This is a genomic window from Dactylosporangium sp. NPDC051087, from assembly GCF_055586325.1.
This window is the reverse complement of record NZ_JBVJIJ010000009.1, coordinates 43,244-65,392: the sequence shown is the minus strand read 5'-3', so window position 1 is coordinate 65,392 and position 22,149 is coordinate 43,244. Positions and strand designations below refer to the sequence as shown.

General features: G+C 71.5%; 19 protein-coding genes. 2 read left to right on the top strand and 17 right to left on the bottom strand.

The genetic code is table 11. From position 1 onward, the window contains the following. The 11 genes from ACZ6TV_RS18465 to ACZ6TV_RS18415 all read right to left on the bottom strand — a co-directional run bounded on the left by ACZ6TV_RS18465 (position 1) and on the right by ACZ6TV_RS18415 (position 12,566). Positions 1–1,752 (bottom strand): CocE/NonD family hydrolase, encoded by a 1,752-nt coding sequence (locus ACZ6TV_RS18465; RefSeq protein WP_465298399.1) that lies wholly within the window; start codon positions 1,750–1,752, stop codon positions 1–3. Between the two features lie 13 nt (positions 1,753–1,765). Continuing rightward, positions 1,766–3,133 carry a Rid family hydrolase gene (locus ACZ6TV_RS18460; protein WP_465298398.1) on the bottom strand — a complete coding sequence of 456 codons (1,368 nt, stop codon included), beginning with the start codon at positions 3,131–3,133 and terminating at the stop codon, positions 1,766–1,768. Between the two features lie 36 nt (positions 3,134–3,169). Next, positions 3,170–3,958, bottom strand: a complete 789-nt coding sequence (locus ACZ6TV_RS18455; RefSeq protein ID WP_465298397.1) for an SDR family NAD(P)-dependent oxidoreductase — start codon at positions 3,956–3,958, stop codon at positions 3,170–3,172. Between the two features lies 1 nt (position 3,959). Beyond that, complete coding sequence (locus ACZ6TV_RS18450) at positions 3,960–4,211, bottom strand: hypothetical protein (RefSeq protein WP_465298396.1); 252 nt, start codon at positions 4,209–4,211, stop codon at positions 3,960–3,962. A gap of 9 nt (positions 4,212–4,220) precedes the next feature. Further along, positions 4,221–5,285, bottom strand: a complete 1,065-nt coding sequence (locus tag ACZ6TV_RS18445; RefSeq protein WP_465298395.1) for a class I SAM-dependent methyltransferase — start codon at positions 5,283–5,285, stop codon at positions 4,221–4,223. 195 nt (positions 5,286–5,480) lie between these two features. After that, entirely contained in the window at positions 5,481–6,839 is a 1,359-nt protein-coding gene (locus tag ACZ6TV_RS18440) for an FAD-dependent oxidoreductase (protein ID WP_465298394.1), read from the bottom strand. Positions 6,840–6,899: 60 nt separating this feature from the next. Then, entirely contained in the window at positions 6,900–7,922 is a 1,023-nt protein-coding gene (locus ACZ6TV_RS18435) for a glycoside hydrolase family protein (RefSeq protein WP_465298393.1), read from the bottom strand. A gap of 29 nt (positions 7,923–7,951) precedes the next feature. Then, positions 7,952–8,839, bottom strand: a complete 888-nt coding sequence (locus tag ACZ6TV_RS18430; protein WP_465298392.1) for an HpcH/HpaI aldolase/citrate lyase family protein — start codon at positions 8,837–8,839, stop codon at positions 7,952–7,954. Positions 8,840–8,849: 10 nt separating this feature from the next. After that, positions 8,850–10,316, bottom strand: a complete 1,467-nt coding sequence (locus ACZ6TV_RS18425) for a dihydroorotase (protein WP_465298391.1) — start codon at positions 10,314–10,316, stop codon at positions 8,850–8,852. Then, positions 10,313–11,773 carry an MmgE/PrpD family protein gene (locus ACZ6TV_RS18420; protein ID WP_465298390.1) on the bottom strand — a complete coding sequence of 487 codons (1,461 nt, stop codon included), beginning with the start codon at positions 11,771–11,773 and terminating at the stop codon, positions 10,313–10,315. Before ACZ6TV_RS18420 ends, ACZ6TV_RS18425 begins: the two co-directional genes overlap by 4 nt. Next, positions 11,766–12,566: a cyclase family protein gene (locus tag ACZ6TV_RS18415; protein ID WP_465298389.1), complete on the bottom strand. Its 801-nt coding sequence runs from the start codon at positions 12,564–12,566 to the stop codon at positions 11,766–11,768. The genes ACZ6TV_RS18420 and ACZ6TV_RS18415 overlap by 8 nt, the downstream gene beginning before the upstream one ends. Positions 12,567–12,926: 360 nt before the next feature. On the opposite strand from ACZ6TV_RS18415, the gene ACZ6TV_RS18410 reads away from it, so the two are divergent. Then, positions 12,927–14,120, top strand: a complete 1,194-nt coding sequence (locus ACZ6TV_RS18410) for a CaiB/BaiF CoA transferase family protein (RefSeq protein WP_465298388.1) — start codon at positions 12,927–12,929, stop codon at positions 14,118–14,120. Here ACZ6TV_RS18410 and helR read toward each other — a convergent pair. The 4 genes from helR to ACZ6TV_RS18390 all read right to left on the bottom strand — a co-directional run bounded on the left by helR (position 14,072) and on the right by ACZ6TV_RS18390 (position 19,946). After that, positions 14,072–16,249: an RNA polymerase recycling motor ATPase HelR gene (helR, locus tag ACZ6TV_RS18405; RefSeq protein ID WP_465298387.1), complete on the bottom strand. Its 2,178-nt coding sequence runs from the start codon at positions 16,247–16,249 to the stop codon at positions 14,072–14,074. The genes ACZ6TV_RS18410 and helR overlap by 49 nt on opposite strands. Positions 16,250–16,362: 113 nt before the next feature. After that, on the bottom strand, positions 16,363–16,947 hold the full coding sequence (locus tag ACZ6TV_RS18400) for a dihydrofolate reductase family protein (protein ID WP_465298386.1): 585 nt from the start codon (positions 16,945–16,947) through the stop codon (positions 16,363–16,365). A 190-nt stretch (positions 16,948–17,137) separates the two neighbouring features. Next, a complete protein-coding gene (locus ACZ6TV_RS18395) occupies positions 17,138–17,764 on the bottom strand; it encodes a DUF4360 domain-containing protein (protein ID WP_465298385.1) in 627 nt (208 codons plus the stop codon). Between the two features lie 169 nt (positions 17,765–17,933). Then, on the bottom strand, positions 17,934–19,946 hold the full coding sequence (locus tag ACZ6TV_RS18390; RefSeq protein WP_465298384.1) for a glycerophosphodiester phosphodiesterase family protein: 2,013 nt from the start codon (positions 19,944–19,946) through the stop codon (positions 17,934–17,936). Positions 19,947–20,087: 141 nt separating this feature from the next. On the opposite strand from ACZ6TV_RS18390, the gene ACZ6TV_RS18385 reads away from it, so the two are divergent. After that, positions 20,088–20,552: a DIP1984 family protein gene (locus tag ACZ6TV_RS18385; RefSeq protein ID WP_465298383.1), complete on the top strand. Its 465-nt coding sequence runs from the start codon at positions 20,088–20,090 to the stop codon at positions 20,550–20,552. A gap of 248 nt (positions 20,553–20,800) precedes the next feature. Here the strand turns inward: ACZ6TV_RS18385 and ACZ6TV_RS18380 are convergent, their stop codons facing one another. Beyond that, on the bottom strand, positions 20,801–21,283 hold the full coding sequence (locus ACZ6TV_RS18380; protein ID WP_465298382.1) for a TIGR00725 family protein: 483 nt from the start codon (positions 21,281–21,283) through the stop codon (positions 20,801–20,803). Positions 21,284–21,427: 144 nt separating this feature from the next. Then, entirely contained in the window at positions 21,428–22,093 is a 666-nt protein-coding gene (locus ACZ6TV_RS18375) for a hypothetical protein (RefSeq protein ID WP_465298380.1), read from the bottom strand. Positions 22,094–22,149: the final 56 nt, after the last annotated feature.

Below are 22,149 nucleotides of genomic sequence, written 5' to 3'. Positions count from 1 at the left end.
TCAGCGCTCCTGGAAGGGCAGCAGGACGCTCGATCGGTGGTCACCGCCGCAGTGGACGCGAACCCGTGCGGCGTCCCGCTGTGCCGGACGGTCGACCGGGTCGTCGTGCAGGAACGGCCCGCAGCCCTTCATGGCGTTCTTGAAGTTGGACATCGTCACCGAGTCGTCGAGCGCCGGATTCTCGTAGTCCCGGCCGCCGATGGTCACCGCGAGCGTGTAGCCGGCGGGGACGACGATGCACGTCGGCCAGACCTCGACGTCGACCTCGTACACCGTGCCCGCCTCGACGGGAAGGGTGCGCGAGTGCGAGCGGACCGGCCGCCACCCGGTGGAGGCGGCCTCGTCGAGCTCGCGGTGGCTCAGGCGCAGCCACCCCATGCTGATCGGCGCGTTGGGGTCGACGGCACCGGCGAAGGTGACCTCCTTGCCGTCGGGGTCGAACAGCCGCACGGTGAGGAAGATGTCGGCGTCGTCCGAGTCGGTGGACACGAACAGCTTCGCCGAGACCGGACCGGTGACCTCACGGGCCGCGTCGGTCGCCGGCAGCCGGAAGGTGACCTCCCGGCCACCGGAGAACTCGACGGTTCCCGCCGCGGCGTCGCTCTGCCCGACGAAGTGGAGCAGGTCGGGGTCGAGCTCGAGACGCCGCCACGCCGTCTCGGGGAGCGGCCACGCGGACGCGGTCCGCTCCTCGTAGACCTCGCCGGGTGAGCGGGCGAGCAGGCTCACGGGCGGGCGCCGGTCCCAGCCGTTGTCGGCGCCCTTGAGGAAGTGGTCGAAGAACGCGAGCTGGATCTCCCGCCCGTAGTCCGTGTAGTACGTCGTCCAGTGCTCCAGGCCGTGCATCTCGAGCCACTTCTGCGCGCTGCCGGCGCGCAGGAAGCCCTCGACGTTGCCGCGCAGGTGCAGGCCCGAGCCGCCCCAGTTCCCGGCGGTGAGCAACGGCACCTCGATGTTCTCCAGTACGCCGGACCGCTCGCGGTGCCAGTCGTCCAGCAGCGGGTGGGCGCGGATGACCGCGCCGAAGTCGCACCGGTTCGCGGCCAGCTCCTCCTCGCTGAGCGTCTCGTCGCCGCAGACGTTGAGGCCGGTGATGGGGTTGACCGGGCCGCGGTCACCGAGGCCGTACTGGACGACCTTGATCTGCTTGTCGTACCAGTGCTCCCAGAACGTCGACAGGATGCCGCCGTGGTGGGACGCGTCGCGGTAGAAGTCGCTCGCGCCCTCCCAGATGCAGACCGCGGCGAGGCCGCGTGGCCGTTCCGCCGCGACCTGCCACTGGTTCATCCCGAAGTAGGACACACCCGAGGTGCCGACCTTGCCGGTCGACCAGGGCTGGTCCGCCGCCCATTCGACGCACGCGACGAAGTCCTGCGTCTCGCGTGGGGAGAAGTGGTCGATGTAGCCGGGCGAGCGGCCGCAGCCCCGGGAGTCGACCCGCACGACGGCGTAGCCGTGCGGCACCCACTTCTCCGGGTCGACGACCTCCCAGTTCTGGTATACGCAGGAACTGCCCGCGGCGACATCGGGATGGTTGCTCGACAACGACTCCCACGCCGTGGGGTAGCCCACCTGGAAGGGCAGCCCCTTGGCGTAGGGACCGTAGCTGACGAGCACCGGGTGTCGTCCGGGCTCCTCCGGCAGGAACACGTCGGCGGCGAGCGGCAGGCCGTCGTCCATCGTGATGGTGACGTCCCACAGGATCCGCATGCCGTCGCGGACCTGCTTGATTCGGGCGGCGGTCTCGGTCACAGGCCTGCGGACCTCACTTCTCGGGGATGTGGACGATGAGGTCGACGCTGAGCGCGCAGCCCGGAACCTCCTGGAAGTCCCGTGGGACCTCGTAGAACCCGGCCGCGGGCAGCCCGTTCGTGAAGGGCTCGGGCCAGGCCTGGAAGACCGCGGACAGGTCGTCGAGGTCGGACACGAACAGGTCGGCGCGGACCGCGTTCTCGATCGAGGTCCCGGCCGCCTCGCAGATCGCCGCCACGTCCTCGTGGATGCGCCGCACCTGGTCGACGACGTGCCGCCGGGTGTGCGGCAGGCTGCGGGCGAAGGCGCCGTCGGGCACCCCGGAAGCGGTGCGGCCGAGCTGGGTGGACAGGAACAGCAGGGAGCCGCTGCGGACGGCCTGGGCCTGGTGCCCGATCGGGGCGAGCGCGTTGTCGGTGCGGATGATGTGGCGGTCGCCGCCGTGCCCGGGACGCGCGACGACGACGTAGATCTCGACGTTGCCGCCCTTGACCCCGCCGATGCCGGAGACGGGGACGATGGTGCGCGCGGGCGGGTCGGTCGGCCAGTGCTTGGCCCAGACCTCGTCGATGGCGGGCAGCTGCCGGACGCCCTCGGGCGTGAGGTAGACGACGACCTTGACGACGTCGCGCCATTCCCCGCCGGCCGCCTCCATCGTGATGCGGATCTGCCGCAACGTCTCGTCGGTCTCCGCGGCGACCTGGTTGCCGTACCAGATGTGCTGCGGCACGCGGGCGTTCGGGTGCATGCCGGTCTGGAAGTCGGTCGGGATGAAGCCCGCGCTGAACAGGTAGGGGCCGGACTCGACGCCGACCGAGTAGCCACCGAGCGGGTTGTGGACGTCGTGGGCGTAGGCGCGCTTCTCGATACCGGACCCGTCGAGCAACGAGATGAGCTGGACCTCGACGTGCGTGTCGGTGGCGACGAGGCGCTCGACGGGCAGCAGGCAGCTCGCCGGGCGGTCGGACAGCAGGAACTCGTCGCGGCCCTGGATGTACGAGTGCGCGACGAAGCGCCAGTCCTCCCAGTGGGTCTGGTAGCGCGGCGTCCACTCCGGCTCCAGGTGCCCGCCGGTGTGGAAGGTCGGCTGCCACTGGTTGATGCACACGCCCTGCTCGAGGCTCGACCCGGCGACCTTGAGCGCGGAGTCGAGGCGGCGGTACACCTCACGGATCTGCTTCTTCACCGGGTGGCCGCTGTGCAGCGGCAGGCCCGGCTCGACCTGCGCGGCCTCGACGAGACCCCCGTTGTCGAAATCGGTGGCGCTCATCGAAGCGGTGAACGCGAAGGGGCCCGCGGTGACGACCGGGCTGCTCGGGTACCAGTCAGGGAAGGACGCGTCGGGCACGTCGTGCACGACGCGAGGGCTGTTTTCAGTCAAGGCGAAGCCTCCAGGGGGTTGTGCTCGGAAGGCGTTTCAGAGGGTCTGGCCGCCGTCGACCATGAGGGTCTGGCCGAGGATCATCCCGTTGACGGGGCTGAGCAGGAACGCGGTGGGCAGGATGAGCTCACGGGCATCGAGGATGCGGCCGGCCGGGATGCCCGCGACGACCGCCGCGGTGAAGTCCGGGTCGGCGAAGAGGGCCGCGTTGACGGGCGTCAGCGTCGCGGTCGGGCCGATCGCGTTGACGCGGATGCCGCGCGGCGCCCACTCGACGGTGAGGGTCTCGGCGAGCATCGACACGGCGGCCTTGCTCGCGTTGTAGCTGGACCAGTCCGGGAAGCCGCGGCGGGCGAAGCTCGAGCTGGTCAGGACGATCGAACCGCCGTCGGTCATCCTCCTGGCCGCGCTGCGGGCCGTGAGGAACACGCCGTTGAGGTTCGTGTCGACGACGGAGCGGAAGTCGTCCGCGCTGACCTCCAGCGCGGGCTGGACGACGGCGATACCGGCGTTCGCGACGACACCGTGCAGACCGCCGAAGGTCTCGACGGCGCGGTCCATGGCCGCGTCGAGGGAGGCCTCGTCGGTGACGTCGGCGACGGCGTAGGCGAACGAGGTGCCGGCATGCGCGGCCTGCTCGGCGGTCGCGGCCAGTCCCTCCTCGCGCCTGGCGAGACCGAGGACGTTGGCGCCGAGCTCGGCGAGACCGAGGGCGACGGCCTGCCCGATGCCGGAGTTGGCGCCGGTGACGACGACGGTGCGCCCGGCGAGGCCGAGGGCCTGCCCGAGCGAGGAACGCAGCGCGGGATCGATGAGGATGGCCATGTCAGTGGTCCATCTGGGGAGCGCCGAGGACCCGCTGGATGAGGCGCATCCGCTCACGCCGGAGGACGACCTGCAGCCCCTCGGAGGGCAGGTGCTCGTCGACGGTCGACTCGGTCAGCGTGCCCTTGCCCGCGAGGACCTCCTCGAGGACGAACAGCCGGTCCTTCGTCACCCACAACTCCTCGACGAGGCCCTCGATCATCCGGGCGAGATCGTCGATCGTGGCGTGCTCCAGGTACTTGGGAACTTCCATGGTTTCCTCTCAGGCTGCGGGCTTGACGCCCTTGGTGATCCATGGGTAGTTGGCGGCGCCCACGCCGTACTCCTGGACGTCGACGAACCCGGCGGATTCGAGCAGGGCCTTCCGGTCGGTGAGGAGCGCGCCGCGCCAGAACGGCTCGTTGCGGTTGTCCGTCTCCCAGTCGAGGACCACGGAGCGGAAGAGGCTCTCGTGCTCGCTGTAGGGCGCGACGTCGGCGACGAGGAACTCCCCGCCGGGCTTGGTGACCCGGAACGCCTCCTTGACGGCGGCCTTGGCGGCCGGGGCCGGGATCTCGTGGAAGAGGATGAAGGCCGTGGTGAGGTCGAAGGTGTCCGCGTCGTAGCCGGTGGACTCCACCCGGGCCTGGCGCAGGTTCCACTCGAAGCCGTTGCGGGCGGCGACGAGCTTGGCGTGCAGCAGCTCGCTCGGGCCGAGGTCGACGCCGTGGATCTTCGCGTTCGGGTAGGCGTGCTGCAGCGCGAGGGCGTAGCGGCCGGTCCCGACGCCGAGCTCGAGGATGTTGTCGTAGTGGTCGCGGTTGCCCTCGACGGCGGTGACGTAGCGCAGGTCGGAGAAGTGGCTGCCCGGCTTGATGGCGCCGATCCCGCCGGTCGCGAAGATCAGGTCGTAGACGTAGTCGTGGATGATGAAGCCCATGTGCTCGTGGCCGTCCCAGCCGCCCGGCGTGAGGTGGAACTCCGTCGTCCAGTAGTCGGGGATCTCGACGTCCGGGTCGAGCTCGAGCACGCCACCCTTGCCGGCGTTCGCCTCGTATTCCGCCCGGATCTCCGCCGCCCCGTCCTCGTACGCCTCGAGACCCGCCACGAACTGGCGCTCGGCGATGACCCGGGTGTAGAAGCGGTCCCAGGCGAAGGACTTGGAGCCGTCGAGCAGCTCGTAGCCGCGGCGCAGCCGCTCGCGGTCGCCCTCGGGAAGGGTCTCGCCTTCGAGCCGCTCGTCCAGCGTCCGCTCGGCCGAGGCCTGCAGCTCCCGGCCGCTCCAGGCGGCCATGTCCGCCAGCAGATTGAAATGGGCCCGGCCGCGCTGCTTGAGACCTGTCTTCACGTTCATCCCTCCATGGGTGAGCCGTCCATCAATTCCACTATGCGTAACGCCGTTCCATTGAATGCACCATAGCGATCTAGGTATCCGCCGAACAAGAGGTCCGCGTCAACTCGTCGGACCACTTCGTCACGGTCACCGGCCCTTTTGTTTCGGTTGCCGGCGTCCTTGTTACGGACACCGGCCGCTTTGTCACGGTCACCGGCCGGCCACCCGGCGGCCCACGTCCTCGGCCGCGATGAAGGCCAGCCCGAGCGCCGCGAGCAGCCCGTTCCCGGCCAGGTAGCCGTCCGCTCCCCGGCCGCTCATGCCCACGGCGGCGCCACCAGCCGCGTAGAGCCCCTCGATGGGCTCGCCGGCGGCGTCGAGGACGCGGGCCGCCCCGTCGACAGCGAGCCCGCCCTGGGTGTGGAAGAGCGCGGGACGCACCTCGACCCCGTAGAACGGCGCCGCGAGGTCCGTCTCGCCCCATCGGGAGCGTCCGTGCGGGTCGGTCGCGCCGCGGCGCCCGGCCACGGCCTGCGTGAAGGAGACCTCGAGCCGGTCGGCGGGCAGGCCGAGCCGCGCGGCGAGCTCGGCCACCGAGCCGCCCTGCCGCAGCACCCCGGACTCCTTCGTCTGGCGGAAGTCCTCGAAGGCGAGGCACGCGTCGTGGATCCGCTGGTCGAAGATGATGAACGCGCGGTGGTCCGGCTGCGTGAGCTCGAGCGCGGCGAACTCGGAGTAGCCCTGGGTCTCGTCGGCGAAGCGGTCCCCGCCCGTGTTGACGATGAACCCGCCGTGCATCACGGTCGCCCAGCCGACGAGGATGCTGCTGAGCGAGAGCGCCCCGTGGCCCTGGTAGGCGTCGAGGCAGTCCACGGCCGCGCCGAACGTCCGCCCGATGCTCAGCGCGTCGCCCCGGGAGGCCTCGCTGCCGTGGTAGACGGCGCCGGCGATCTCCGGGATGTGCTCGGCGACGAGCGCGGCGTCGGCCCCGAAGCCGTTCGTCGCGAGGACCAGGGCGTCGCAGGAGATCTCCTCGGTCGTCCCGTCCGGCGCCTCGGTCACGGCGACGACGGCCTTGTCCCGGTGGCCGGCGGCCACGAGCCGCGCGGGGACGATGATGTCGATCCCCCGCTCCCGGGCGACCCGGTGGAGCATGCCGAGCAGGACCGTGCCGTGCCGGCCGGGCACGGTGTGGCAGCGGTGCCGGGTGTGGCCGGGATACTCGAAATCCGTGACGAGCTCGAGCGGCAGTCCGAGCGAGTCGGCCAGCCACTCGACGAGCGGGGCCGAGATCCGGCTCAGCGCCTCGGTGACGACCGGGTTGGCGCGGCCCTTGGTCTTGTACCGGACATCGTCCGCGAAAGTCTCCGGCGAGTCCTCGACTCCTGCCGCGTGCTGGAACCGCGATCCGGCACCCGGAATCATGGCCGTCGACATCGCCGTGTTGTTCGCCCGCAGGAAGTGCTCGTTGGCGTCGATCACCGCGACCGAGAGGCCGAGCTCCTGGGCCCGCAGCGCCGCGACGACGCCGCCGCCCGCACCGGCCACGAGCAGGTTGACGTCCGCCATCTCATCTCCTCCTTCGGGCGCCCCGCGGGGCCGCCTCGGTGCTGCTCATCGGGCGCCTGCTCATCGGGCCGCGACGCGCCGGAACGGCGACCCCGGCCGGCGGTCGGCGATCGCGAGGCCGATCCCCCGGGGGGAGTCGTCGTCGGCGAGCGAGCTGAAGCCGTAGTAGTACAGGTGCAGCCGGTCCTCGACCGGGACCAGCCGGGTCGCGGCCGCGCCGAGGCTGTCCCACGCGCCGGGCTCCCCGGCCGTCAGCACCGGGCCGTCGGACCGGTGGTGCCAGTGCCGGCCGTCGTCGGACTCGGCGGTCGCGACCGAGCGGCCGTGCCGCTCGTCGAGCCCGGTGTAGAGCATGAGCCAGCGGCGGCCCTCGCCGAACGGGTTCTCGAGCACCTGCCGCGTCACGATGCCGTGCGAGTCCCAGGGACGCTCGCCGTCGGCCCAGACCAGCGGTCCCACGCCGGTGAAGACGACCCCGTCGGCGGACCTGAAGGTGTCCGTGTGGAACACGCCGAGGTCGAGGGTCGGTGAGGTCGTCTGGAGCAAGACCGTCCCGTCGGCGTCACCGAAGGCGTTCGGCCACGCGCGGTAGAGCCGGTCCTGGTCGTAGTCGAGCAGGGCACCACCGGTGGCCGGGCCGGCAACGCGGGACCAGGTCACCCCGTCGGGGCTCGTCGCGTGCCCCGGGCGCATCCCGAGCCCCGTCACCGACCCGAGCGCCGTCCGGCTGGCCCGTTCGGTCAGGTCTCCCCCGAAATACCACAGGTGCCAGAGCCGGCCGTCGAAGGTGACGTCGGTGAGCCCGACGTGAGAGGCGTCGAACCCCGACGGGTCACCGCTCGGGGCGAACACCGAGCCGAGCTCCTCAGGGCCGTCGAACCGCTCCCACCCGACGCCGTCGGCGGAGGTGGCCATCGCGATCCGCCCGGACCCCAGCGTCCCCGGTGCCGGGCGGTCATAGGCGCGGTCCCGGCAGTAGTACCACATGAGCCAGCCACCGCCGGTGCGGTGCACGACGGCCCCACCCACCCGGTGGTCGTCACAGCGGCCCGCGGGGCCAGGCCCGAGGACGAACCCGTCCATACGCATCGTGCGGCCTCCCAATACTTCGCTCAGATCTGCTGGAGCGCCCGGACTCGCTCGTGTACGGCGACGACGTGCTCGGCCTCCGCGGCCATGGCGGCGTCGACCATCTGCCCGTCGGGCAGGACCACGACGCCCGCCGCGAGCCGCTGCCCCCGGGCGAGCGCCTCGAGCAGGCTCCTGGCCTTCTCGACCTGCGCCGGCTCGGGTGCGAAGCCCTCCACGATCAGCGGCAGCTGCTTCGGGTGGATGGCGGTGCGCCCGAGGAACCCGGCGGCCCGCCCGGCCGCGCACGACCGGAGCAGGCCTTCGTCGTCGTTCAGCCGGGGGTGGACCGACATCATCGGCGGCGGCAGCCCGGCGGCGCGGGCGGCGACGACGAGTCGCGAGCGCACCCAGTCCAGCCCGCCGTCGCCGGTCAGCCGCAGGTCCGAGCGCAGGTCGGCCTCGCCGAGCGCGACCGACGCCACGCCCTTCGCGGCGGCGATCTCCCCGAGCCGCTCGACGCCGAGGGCCGACTCGACGAGGACGGACACCGGCACGTCCCGCCCGAAGCAGGCGCGCGCCGACTCGACGTCCTGGGCCGACTCGACCTTCGGCAGCCGGACCGAGTGCACGGTGACGCCGGAGAGGACCTCCGCGAGCGCCTCGAGGTCGGCCTGCCCCCACGGACTGCCCACCGGGTTGACCCGGACGCAGAGCCGCGCGGTGTCGGACCCCGACGCCCGGTGCCGCAGCAGGTCGACGACCTCGCGCCGCGCCGCGTCCTTACGGCTGGGCGCGACGGCGTCCTCGAGGTCGACGATGACCACGTCGGCGATCGTCGCGAGGGCCTTGTCGTGCCGGTCCGGACGGTCCGCCGGCACGTAGAGTGCGGTCAGCTCCGGCACGGGACCCGGTGCCTTGCGGGGATCCACGCTGCCCGCCTCACCCGGTGGTCAGCGGACGCCGCAGGTGCTCGCCGCGGGGCTCACCCTGGATGGCCCCGCCGGCCAGGACGTGGTGGCCGCGCACGAACGTGTCGGTCACGGCGGCGGACAGCTCGAAACCCTCGAACGGCGTGTACTCCTGCGTCGAGAGCGAGTCCTCGGCGCGCACGACCCACGACCGCGAGTCGTCGACGAGGCAGAAGTCGGCGTCGTGTCCCACCTTGATGACGCCCTTGCGACCGGACAGTCCGTAGCGCTGTGCCGGGTTCCACGCGGTGAGCGCGGCGATCCGGTCCAGGCCGAGACCGCGCTTGCGGCCCTCGCTGACGAGCGCCGGCAGGAGGTACTCCGCGCCGCCGAAGCCGGACTTGGCCACGAAGACGTCGTCGCGCTCGGCGCCGAACTTCATCTCGTCACGGCAGCAGGCGTGGTCGCTGACGACCCAGTCGACCTCGCCGGCGAGGACGTGCTCCCAGAGCCCCTCGACATCGTCACGCGAGCGGAGCGGGGGGTTGACCTTGCCGCCGATCCCGGACGCGCTGTGGTAGTCGGCGACGAGGTGACCGATGGTGACCTCGCGGCGGAAGTTGATGTGCGGGAAGGTCTTCGCCATGAGCAGGGCCGCCTCGACGGCCTTGCGTCCGCTCAGGTGCAGCAGGTTGATGTTCGCCAGCTGCGTCTCGTGGGCGAGGTAGGAGGCGATGGAGATGGCCAGGCCCTCGGAGTGCGCGGGCCGGGAGGCGGAGTAGGCCTCGAGCCCGGTGAGCCGCCCCTCCTGCTCGACCATGGCAGTGTAGGCCGACATGATCTCGGCGGTCTCGCAGTGCAGGCTGAGGGAGATGGAGTCCGCGATCTGCGGCTCGGCCGTCCGGGCCGCCTGGATGGCGCGCATGACGAACTCGAAGTGCGCGAGGTCGTAACGCTCGCCCTCGGGAGTCATGAGGAAGGAGCTCTGGTCCGCGGACCGGCCGTGCAGGCCGTGACCGCCGTAGAACATGAAGATCTTGAACGACGTGACGCCGTGCTCCTTGATGAGCTCGGGGATCTCGCCGATGTGCTCCTTGGTGATCGGCGCGAGGTGGAAGGCGTAGTCGATGTACGCCCGCCCCTGGGTGCGCTCCAGTACCTCGGGGAACAGGTCACGGTACGCGCCGGTCTTGTTGAGGTAGTACTGCCCGGTGCGCATGTAGTTGAGACCCGTCGTCACGCCGCCCTGGGCCGCGGCCTTCGACTCGGTCTCCGTGTCGACCTCGAGCGGGTTGTAGATGCCCCAGTGCTGGTGGGCATCCACGACGCCGGGAAACGCGAGCTTGCCGCCACCGTCGACCGTGGTCGTCGCGCCGGCGTCGCCGAGGTGACCGACGGCGGCCACCCGCCCGTCCGTCACGGCGATGTCGGTGAGCACGGCCTGGGGCGACTCATGGGTGACGAGGCGAACGTTTCGGACGATGAGGTCGTAGTTCATAGGTCGCCTTCCTGCGCGGTAGTGGTGACGGAGTACTCGGCGGCGGCCACGTCGTCGAGGGCATCGAGGACGGCACCGGCGTCGCTCAGTTCGTCGAGAGCCAGCACGCGCGCCGCGATCCGCGCCACCGCCGTCTCGGGAAGGTGCCGCCCCGCGTTGTCGCGGAACTTGAGCTCGACCTCGTCGTCGGAGAGCGGGTGTTGCGGGCCGCCGCGGTTGACGAGGACCCGCTCGGTCACCGCCGAGCCGTCGACGAGCTCGGCGGTGAGGACCGCGGGGAACTGGCCGGGGAAGATCCGGGTGCACTCGTCGTCGGCGACGACGCTCACCTTGTCCATGATCTCCCGGCGCGTGGGGGCGACCGCGAGCTCGTCGGTGTAGTCGTCGAGGCCGACCCCGAGGCCGCCGCCGCCACCGAGCAGGCCGACGGCGACGGCGTAGGGTCCGGAGAACTGGGCCTGGTAGCCCGTGACCGGTCGGCGCTTGCCGTCGATCGGCTCGCCGATCGTCCTGACGACCGGCGCCGGGACGCCGAGGGTGAGGGTGCGCACCGCACGGTGGTCCACGCCCCTGCGCCGCAGCGCGGTGGCGGCGTCGACGGCGGCGTGGGTGAAGTGGTTGGCCGGGTAGGGCTTGAAGAAGATCCTGGGCACCTCCCACTCGGTCCCCAGGCCCTCGAGGATGGCGGCGGGGTCGAACTCGCCGCGCAGGAACGCCTCGAAGAACCCGAACCGTCCTTCGAGCACGGTCGGCGGACCCGTGATGCCGCGGCTGACGAGGTCGGCCGCCGTCACGGCGGAGTGCGCGGCCCAACCGCAGTGCAGCCGCTTGACGTTGCCGCCGGTCCGGTTGGCCTCGATGATGCCGGCGGCCATCGACGCCGCGACGCCGAGGGAGCTGGTGAGCTGCGCCTCGTCCTGGCCGAGCACGACCCCCACGGCCACCGCGCCACCGAGGGCGCCGCAGATCGAGGTCGCGTGCTGCCCGTGCTCGAAGAACACCGAGTTGCCGGCCTTCCGGTCGTAACCGGCCATGCCGATGCGGACGCAGACCTCGAGGCCCACGGCGATCGCCGTGACCGCCGTGCGACCGTCCGTGCCCGCGCGCTCGGCGGCGGCGAGCACGCTGGGCACGATGCTCGCGCTCGGATGGAGCACCGAAGGCAGGTGCGTGTCGTCGTAGTCGAGGGAGTGGGCGAGCACCCCGTTGCCGAAGGCGGCGAGCGCGGCGGGGACCCGGTGCGGCACCCCGATCGCGCGCGCCTGGGGGGCACCGCCCTGCTCGGCGACGTAACCGATGACCGCCTGGCTGCTGTCGAGTTCCTGCGCCGCGATGCAGATGCCGAGGGTGTCCAGGACGCGCTGCCGCACACTGGCCGTGACCGCCGGGGGCAGGGTCTCGTATCGGGCTCCGGCGGCGAATCGCGCGATCGCCTGGGCGAGGGTCGCCTCATGCACGGCTGGTCACCGCCAGAGGACGGATGGGCGATCCGGTCGCACCGTAGAACTTGAGCGGCGAGGCGACGAAGACGAACTCGTGCACGCCCTGGGCGGCGAGCTCCTCGAGGTCGAGGGTTTCCATGATGTAGATGCCGGCGTCGACGAGCAGGACCCGGTGGGCGGGCAGCACGCTGTGCCCCGCGCCCGGGCGGAGGCACTCGAACGCGATGGTGTCGGCGCCTACGGCGACGACGTCCCGCTCCGCGAGCCACCGGGCGCCGGCCTCGCCGACCCCGGGGACGCCGGATGCGCCGCCGACGAACACCGAGCGGTCGGGGTTGTCGAAGTGCCTGCCCCAGCCGCTGCGGATCAGGACCACGTCACCGGCCCCGACGGACCCGCCCTGACGCTTGAGGGTGACCTCGAGGTCGTCGGGCGTGATCTCGTAGCCGGGCGGGCACCCCTCGGGGGTGCCGAGCGCCGCCGGCACGTCGAGGAGAACGCCACGGCGCACCATGGCGGGGATGGTGTGCGCCCCGAGCTCGGTGAAGCGGCCGCCCGAGGAGGCCTCGCCGGCGTCGGAGCCGTCGAAGAGGCGGCCGTCCTGCGACACGTGGGCGAGGGCGTCGATGTGCGTGCCGACGTGTGTGCCCATGGTGATGATGTCGTTCGAGGCCGAGCCGCCGTCCGCCCGCACCATGTCGCCGTGCCTGCGCGGCAGCGCGTGCCAGTAGTGAGGGTGGTTTGGAGACTGGGGCATCCCCACGAAGAGGACCCGCCCCAGGTCGAAGACGCGCACTCCCTGTGCCACGGCTTCAATCAACACGTCATCCGGCACGTGAACCCTGTCCTCCGTATCGGTCGGGCACTGAGGGTGCCCTTCACCTCCGGTCCCGGTGGTGGTAGTCACGGAGACTAGCCGAGAAAGTCGCAGAGCGGAACATGGTTGCGCCTCGTGGAAAGGGTCTCTTTCGCGGCACTGCTTCAACGTTAGCGCCGCCTTCTTGACCGCCCTCGCGACCGGCGCCACAGTCCCAGGACATCGATGCCCGCCCGGCATACGGGCAGGACCGGGGGCACGGACCGCGAAGTTCGGGCGATTGACTCCGAGCGACATCGAACCTAGCTTGAGTTCGGAACGATGTTCCGCAGACGGGAATCAGGGAGGGACATGACTCAGGATTCGTTGCGTGGCGTCAGGGTCATCGACGCGTCCACGATCCTGGCAGGCCCGCTGTGCTGCCAGATCCTCGGCGACTACGGGGCCGAGGTCATCAAGTTGGAACACCCCACCAAGGGCGACGCACTGCGAGGTCACGGACCGTCCAAGGACGGGGTGCCGCTGTGGTGGAAAGAGGTGTCCCGCAACAAACGGGCCGTCACCTTGAACCTCAAGGTTCCCGAAGGGGCCGAGGTGCTCAAACGGCTCGTCTGCGAGTCGGACGTGCTCGTCGAGAACTTCCGTCCGGGGACGCTCGAGCGCTGGGGGCTGTCGCCCGAGGAGCTGCACGCCCTCAACCCCGGGCTCATCATCGTGCGGATCACCGGCTTCGGCCAGAACGGCCCCTACGCCTCCCGTCCCGGGTTCGGGACCCTGGCCGAGGCGATGAGCGGCTTCGCCCACCTCACCGGTGAGGCCGACGGCCCCCCGATGCTGCCCGCCTTCGGTCTGGCCGACAGCATCGCGGGCATCGCCGCCTCCTCCGCGACCCTCATGGCCCTCTACCACCGCGACGCGCGCAACGGGGCCGGCCAGGTCATCGACCTCAGCCTCATCGAGCCGATCCTCACCGCGGTCGGCCCCGGTGTCACCGTCTACGACCAGCTCGGCGTCGTCGGACATCGGCACGGCAACCGCTCGACGAACAACGCCCCCCGCAACACCTACCTCACGAAGGACGGCCACTGGGTGGCCGTCTCGACGTCCGCGCAGGCGATCGCCGAGCGGGTCATGCACCTCGTCGGGCACCCCGAGGTCGTCGCCGAGCCGTGGTTCGGGGCCGGGCACACGCGCGCCGAACACGCCGACGAGCTGGACGAGTACGTCGGCACCTGGGTGCGCAAGTACGACCGTGACGAGGTCATCGCGGCCTTCGAGCAGGCCGGTGCCGCGCTCGCCTCCGTCTACTCCGCCGCCGACATCGCGCACGACCCGCACATGCGCGAGACCGAGATGATCACGCAGGTCGAGGACCCCGAGCTCGGGCCGATGCTCATGCACAACGTCATGTGGCGGATGTCCGGCACACCCGGACGGATCCGCTTCACCGGGCGGACCAAGGGCGCCGACACGGAAGAGGTGCTGACCGAGCTCGGCTACACGCCGGAGGAGATCGCCGGGCTGAACGCGGCCGGAGCCGTCTGACGCGTTTCGGCCCCCTGGACGATCACCAGCTGCCGCGTCGCCCGGGTCATGGCGACGTAGCGGTCGACCGCGCTGTCGAACGACCCGGGTTCGACGAGGACGACCAGGTCGAACTCGAGGCCCTTCGACAGCTCGGGGGTCAGCGACCGCACGCGGTCCCGCGCCGCGAACCCGGGGTCGCCGATGACGCACGCCGTGCCTTCCGCGTGCTCGGCGAGCCAGGTGTCGATGATGCCGGCGAGTTCCGCTTTCGCCGCGTGTACGACGGGCAGCCCGCTCCTGCGGATCGAGGTCGGCACGTTGGCGTCGGGAAGGGCGGCGCGGATGACCGGCGCGGCGTGTGCCATCACCTCTTCCGGGGTGCGGTAGTTGATGCTCAGCGTCGCCGTCGTGACCCGGTCGACGCCGACCCGCTCCAGCCGCTCCTGCCACGACTCGGTGAACGGCCGGCGGGCCTGGGCCCGGTCACCGACGATCGTGAAGCTCCGTGACGGGCAGCGCAGCAGCAGCATCTGCCACTCGGCGTCGGTGAGCTCCTGCGCCTCGTCGACGACGATGTGCGCGAACGGTCCCGCCAGCCGGTCCGGGTCGCCGTCCGCGATGCCCGCCCCGTCGACGAGGGCCTCGTGGAAGTCCTCGCCGCGCAGCATCGTCACCAGGCCGGTGCCGTACTCGTCGTCGGCGGCCTCGATCAGGTCGTCGACGACCCGGTCCATCCGCTCCCGCCGCGCCTTGACCTCCGCCTGCTGCCGGCGCCGCGCTTTCGCCGCCGCCGGGTCGCCGAGCCGCTGCCGCGCCGCGTCGAGCAGCGGCAGGTCGTGCGTCGTCCAGGCCTGCGGCGCTTGCCGTTGCAGCGTCCGTACCTCCGCCGCCTGCAACCACGGCGCGCACCTACGGAGGTAGGCGGGCACCGACCACAGGTCACCGACCAGGTCCGCCGCCCCGATCAGCGGCCACGCCCGGTTGAACGCCGTGACGAGGTCGCGGTTCTGCGTGAGCGACCTGCGCAGCAGCTCGTCGTCGACGTCCTCGTCGTGCTTCTCCGTCAGGATCCGCAACAGCTCCTCCCAGACGAGGTCGCGGGCGTCGTTGTGCGGGATGCCGGGCTCCGCGGCCTCGAACGCCTCCGCCCAGTCGTCGGCGCCGAGCCAGATGTCGGACCAGTGGGTCTCCACCGTCATCCCCTTCGCCGGAGGGCGTTCGTAGAACCGGACGGCCTCCTCGATCGCCTGCACCATCTCCTTCGTGGACTTCAGTCGGGCCACCTCGGGATCCGTCTCGGCCGTCGCGTCCTGCCCGACGAGGTCCCGGATCGTGCACGTCTGCACGCCCTCCTCACCGAGGCTCGGCAGCACGTCGGCGACGTACGCCAGATACGGCTGGTGCGGCCCGACGAAGAGCACCCCGCCGCGCCGGTGACCGAGCCGGGGGTCGGCATACAGCAGGTACGCCGTGCGGTGCAGCGCGACGACGGTCTTGCCCGTGCCGGGACCGCCGTCGACGACCAGCGCGCCGCTGGACCCCGCCCGGATGATCGCGTCCTGGTCGGCCTGGATCGTGCCGAGGACGTCGCGCATCTTCGCCGACCGGCTGCCGCCGAGGGTCGCGATGAACGCCGACTGGTCGTCGAGCGCCGCGTTGCCCCGCAGGCCTTCGGCGGTGAAGACCTCGTCCCAGTAGTCGGTGATCCGGCCCCGCGTCCAGCGGTACCGCCGCCGGCTGGCCAGACCCATCGGGTTGGCGTGCGTGGCGCCGAAGAACGGCTCGGCCGCCGGCGACCGCCAGTCCAGCAGCAGCCGCCCGCCGAGCTCCGCGGTCAGCCCGAGCCGGCCGACGTACACCGGCTCGCCGTCCGTCGGGACCATCCGCCCGAGGCACAGGTCGAGCCCGAACCGCCGCAACGTCCGCAGCCGCGCGCTCAGCCGCCGCACCTCCTGGTCCCGGTCCATCGCCGCCTGCCCGATCCCGCCGGGCATCCTCCGCTCCGCGTCGAGCCGCTGCTCCAGCTCCGCGACCGTCCCCGCGAGGCTCCTGGTGACGGCCGCGAAGTGTGCCTCGTCGGCGGCGATCAGCCCGGGCTCCCCCTTCACCGCAAGCCGCTCGGGCAGTTCGAACACGCTGGCATCCATCAGTTGGTCCCCGTTTCCGCAGGTTCCGGCTCCGGCCAGCGATTCTGCGCCCCGCACCGGGGCTTGCCGCAAGCCCCGGGGTCCGCTATACGTTGAGAAGGGAAGAGTGCGGCTCAGGCGTGCAGGGTAGGGCGGTAGGTGAGCTCCTGGATGCGGCCGTCGAGCGTCCGGCTCTCCAGCAGTTCGAGGTCGAAGTCCTCCGCGCCCTGGAAGATCGGGGCCGCGCCAGTCCGCCCGCTGATCACCGGGAAGACGGTCACCTGGACGCGGTCGACCAGGCCGGCGGCCATCAGGGCCCGGTTCAGCGACAGGCTGCCGTGCGAGCGCAGCGGCACCGGGGACTCCTTCTTGAGGCGGGCGACGATGTCGGCGGCGGCGCCGGTCGCCAGGGTCGCGTCCGGCCAGTCCAGGGGTCCGCGCAGCGTGCTCGACACGACCGTGGTCGGCAGGTGCTTCATCCGGGTGTTGATCGGGTCGTTGACCGGGGACTCGTCGGCGGCCCCGCCGAGGAAGTGCGTGAAGAGCCGGAAGGTGCCGGCGCCGAGGACCAGCCGCTGCTCCTCGCTGTACTGGGCGAGGCGGCGCTCGAGAAACTCCGGACCTTCCTTGCTCCAGTAGCCGCCCCAGTCGCCGTCGGCGGTGTACGAGCCGAAGCCGTCGAGGGTGGAGAAGACGTCGAACGTGTAGGTGACGGTCATGGTGCGCTCCTCTGTGCGGTTGGGTCGGGCGTCCTTCTCCCCTTCTACGAACGCCTCCGCCCCGATCCGACACCGCGTCCCTGACTTTTTTCGGATCCGTTCTTCGGGTCCCTTTTGCCGGGTCCTTTTCGGGTGCGGCCTCCCGCATCGGCAGGCTGAGCCGATGCCGGAGGCCGCGTCGGTACGGGTGTTACGCGCAGCGCTTCCAGGCCAGGTTGTACACCGTGCTGAAGCTGCCGTCGGTCGAGTCCATCGCCATGAAGCTGGTGGTCTTCTTGGGGTTGGAGCGGCCGGCGTTGACCCGCAGCTCGGTGTTGATGTTGAGGTTGCGCTCCTCGCCGCAGGGCTGGAAGACCAGGGCGGCCACGCCGACGGTGTCCTTGGTCTGCCAGTTGTCCTCCATGGGTCCGCGGAACGGGTGGCTGGCCCGGGCGGTCTGCGAGTTGCCCTGGAAGTAGTAGCTCGCCACCGCCGTGCCGGTCGCGCCGGACGCGAGGCTGGCGTAGCCGCGGTAGTCGGCCTCCGCGATGGCGTACGTGAAGCCGTTCGGGATGTGCACCTGGAGGGCGATCTGGCAGTTCTTCCGGAAGTCGGTGGGTTTGGTGCCGACACCGACCTGCGCCATGTACTGGCTGTAGGTGATCGTGAACGCGCGCCGGTCGAGCGAGACGTCGACCGCGGCGGTGCCGTCCGGACACCCCGAGCCGTTGGCCGTCGCCACGCTGATGCTGACCTCGTTCGGCGGCGGCGACGTGGGCGCGACCGGCGCCGCGAGCGAGGACAGCAGCATGGCACCGGCGGTGATGGCGTGGAACATGGAACCCCCGAAAATCAAGCGAACCCATGAGGTCGCTTACGGTGATGACATGGCCACTCTATGGAGTCGGTTTGCCGGGGATCGCCGGTCTGGCATGACCGCTCAGGTCGTTGTAGGGCGCTGACCGAACGATCACCCTTCATCCGTTCGGTCAGCGCCATGCGTGAAATCAGCGCAGGCCGGCCCGGCGGGCCACCTTGATCAGCTTCTCGGGGTCGTCGGAGATGATGCCGTCGACACCGAGGGCGATGGCCCGGTCCATGGTCGGCTCGTCGTCGATGGTGTACGGGACGACCTTCAGACCGTCACGGCGGTGCAGGACGTCGACGGCCGGGCCGTGGAAGTAGGACGGGTCCTGGCGCAGGTACCAGTCGTCGGAGACGACGGTGCCCTGCGCGGGGTCGTGCACCTGCCAGTTCGCCGAGACGGTCGACGCGCCGCTCGCTTTCACGAGCTTGCCGAGGTCGCGGTACTTCCACCAGTCGAGCGTGCCGGTCCACGGGCTCTTCACGGCCGGGTTGCCGTACACGGCCTGCAGCGAGCACTCGTCGGCGAGCGTGGCGCACTCGCGGGGGCCGTACTGCCACACGAGCGCGACCGTCTCGATGCGCGCGTCGATGGCGCGCGACAGCTGGATGGTCCGCCAGTCGAACGACTGGATCGTGACGCGGCGGGCGAGGCCGGCCTTCTCGATCGCGGTGACGAGCCGGATCGTGAAGATCCAGTAGGGCTCGGTGTCGGCGACGGTCGGGCTGATCTTCGTCTCGATGTTCATGCGGATGTCGTCGCGGCCGCTGGACCGGACGAGCTTGAAGAGTTCGTCGAGGGTCGGGATGCGTTCGCCGGGCGCCGAGGCGTCGCCGCAGTCGATGGTCTTCACCTGGGCGAGCGTCAGGCTGTGGATGGTCCGGCCGATGTACGGGTACAGCGGGTCACCCGGACGCACGGGCGCGGTATCGCGGCAGTGCGAGCCGTTCAGCGCGCGGTCGTGGCTGACGACCAGGACGCCGTCCTTCGTGACGCCGGTGTCCAGCTCCAGGGTGGAGATGCCGGGGTTCGCCAGCGAGTTGCGGAACGCGGCCAGGGTGTTCTCCGGCCGGGTCGCCTTGCCGCCACGGTGCGCCTGCACGTCGAACGGCGACGCCGTGCCGCGCGGCAGCGCGAAGCCCCGCTTCGCGGCGACGGTCCGCAGCCGGTCGGGGTAGTCGGTGATGATGCCGTCGACGCCGTCGTCGATGAGCTTGTTCATCGTCGCCGGGTCGTCGATCGTCCACGGGACGACCTTGATGCCGTTGCGGTGCGCGCGGTCGACCATCGCCTTCGTGACGTACGGCTCGTAGCCGGGGTCGGTGACCTTGCCGTTCTGCGGGAAGCCGTGCACCGGCGAGAAGGCCGCGACGCCGAGGGTCTTCACCGCGGCGATCGGGTCGCCGCCGAAGTCGTCGATGTCGAGGCCGCCCAGCCACGGCGAGGCGCCCGGCTGCCCGGTCTGCAGGAAGTCGCGGTTGGTCAGGGCGACCAGCCCGAGCCGCGGCTCGACCTCACGGAAGCGGCGCAGCGCACCCCAGTCGAAGCTCTGGATCGTGACCCGGCGCAGCAGCCCGGCGGCGCGGATCTCCCGCGCGGCGACCTGCACGAACTGCTCGCGGGGCGCGGTCTCCTGCGGGGCGCCGGCCTCGACCTTGGTCTCGAGGTTGAACTTCACGTCCTCGTTGCCGTAGCGGGCGACGAGGTCGAACACCTCGCGCAGCAGCGGCATCCGCGACCCGGGCGTCAGCACCTGGCCCGGGTGCTCCGGCAGCCCCTTGCTGCCGCAGTCGAGCGTGCGGACCTGCGCGAGCGTCAGGTCCTTCACGAACTTGCCGACGTAGGGGTACGCCGGGTCGCCGGCGACGACCGGTGCGGTGTCGAGGCACTTCGCGCCGCTGACCTTCCGGTCATGGGTGACGACTGCCTGACCGTCTGCGGTGATCTGGATGTCGAGTTCGAGGGTGGTGACACCGAGGCGCAACGCGTTGCCGAACGAGCTCAGCGTGCTCTCGCTGCGCAGGCCGAGCCCGCCGCGATGGGCCTGGATGTCGAAGGACTTCGGTGCGCCGTGCGCCGCGGCGGGCACGGCCACGGCCAGCGGAAGGAGCAGGCCGGCGCTGAGCGCGACGGCCGACCATCGAGACATGGACATGCCGGGCACGTTGCCAACCGCAGGCGGCGCGGGACCGGGCTGCGGTTGGCTCCCCCGTGAACGCCGGGCGTACAACGCCCGGGCCGGCCCTTCCCGGAAAACGGCGTGCGGTGATGATCGCCGGCGCGGAGACTGGTGGGCGTGAAACTCGCTGAAGCGCTTGCGCTGCGCGCCGACGCCGCGCGCCGGGTCGAACAGCTCCGGACCCGGATCGCCGGCAACGCCCGGTTCCAGGAAGGTGAGACGCCCGCCGAGGACGCGGCCGCGCTGCTCGCCGAGTCGGCGGCGGTCCTCGACGAGCTCGAGTCGCTGATCCGGCGGATCAACCGCACCAACGCCGCCACCCCGCTCGGGGACGGCACGCTCACCGACGCCCTGGCCCGCCGCGACGTGCTGCGCCTGCGGCACAACGTGGTGACGACCGCGGCGAACGCCTCGGCGGGCGACGGTCAGCGCGGCCACCGGCAGCTGCGGTCGGAGCTGAGGATGCTGTCGGCGCTGCCGGTCGCCGACCTGCGCGCCGAGGCCGACGACCTGGCCCGGCAGCTGCGCGAGGTCGACACCGCCGTGCAGCGCACCAACTGGGAGGCCGACCTCCTGGACTGACGCGGGATCGACGCGGAGCGGGTAGCCGTCGTGGAGGCGTGCACGACCCGAGGGCCGACGGGCAATTCGGCTCCCTTTCTGGCGCGCCGGGGGCAGGCGCAGGGGTTCGACTCCCTGACATACGACGCACGCCCAGCACGGCGTACAAGTGAAGGCGCACCGGGCACAGCACACCACCGGGTGCAGATCCACGACGGCGAGGGCGGGCAAGGGGCACTCCGCGTCGATCCCGGCCCCTGCGCGGGGTTTCACCGCCGCCGTGCGGTGATCTCCTCCAGCACCCACGCGACGGCCTCGTCGGCCGTGGCCATCACCGGGTAGGACGGGCCACCGTCCGGAGCCGCGACGGCCCAGCTGCCGACCGCGGCGAGCGGCCGCCCGAGCCGCATCGCGAAACCGATCTCGCTGAGCGTCCCCCACCCGCCCCCGACCGCGACCAGCCCGTCCGCGGTCCGCGCGACCAGGCCGTTGCGCAGCTCACCCATGCCGGTCGGCAGGACGACGGTCAGGAACGGGTTGCCGTCGGCCCGGTCCGCGCCGGGCAGCAGACCGACGGTGAGCCCGCCGCGCTCGTGCGCACCCCGGCACGACGCCTCCATCACGCCACCGAGGCCGCCGGAGACGACGACCGCCCCGGCCTCCGCGAGCAGCACCCCGACCCGCTCGGCGACCCGCTCCTGCCCGGCGGTCGCCTGCCCCGCCCCGATCACCGCCACATACGGTCCCCGCACCCCGCCGACGATACCGCCGGGACGTCGCGGCGGGCCGGGTGCCGGGAGTCAGCTGACGCTGTCGTTCGAGACGTTCGCGGTCAACGGCGCGCCCGGCAGCCCCTCGGCGCAGGCCCTTCGCCTCCTGACGACCGTCGCGGTGAGCTAGACCCTTCTGACGTGTCCGCCGGTGTACCGGCATTCGCTGTCGAGCGTCTCGGCCGGCTGGAGCGTGCCGGGGTCGAACGGGACGCGGGCGGTGGTGCCGTTGTCGAGGGTGAGCTCGACCTCGTGCTCGGCGGTGAAGGCGGCGGACGTGACGCGGACCTTCGGGTGGTCGTTCCAGACCGCCTGGACGCACAGCAGGGGGCGGTCGGACTCGCGGGTGAGCAGGCCGTCGGGGTGGGCGACGCGCAGCTCCTGGCGCCAGGTGAGGCTGTCCTCGGTCAGGCTGACGACCTGGTAGCCACCGCCGGGCGAGGTGGCGAGGACGGCGCGCTTCCAGTCGGGGGTGGTCCACAGGGCGACACCGGCGCCGCCGCACGCGGCGATGAGGGTGGCCACGCCGGCGACGACACCGATGACGACGGCCAGCGCCCGGACGCGGATGAGCAGGACGGCGAGGACGCCGGCGGTGAGGGGGACGACGGTGACGGCGCCGGCCAGCCAGTACGTGCTGGAACCGAGCCGCACGTATCCCTGCGGGTTCCAGGCGGCGAGGCCCGCCAGGACGACGAGGACGGCGGCCGCGGCACCGGTGAGGGCGGCGGCACGGCGGCGGTTACGGCTGAGCGGGGCTATAGGTGCGCGAGGCGTTGTGAACGAGCTCATGCGCGATGGTGGACGGCGGACCGCGCCTCGCGCCGCCGTCAGTCGTGATCAGGACA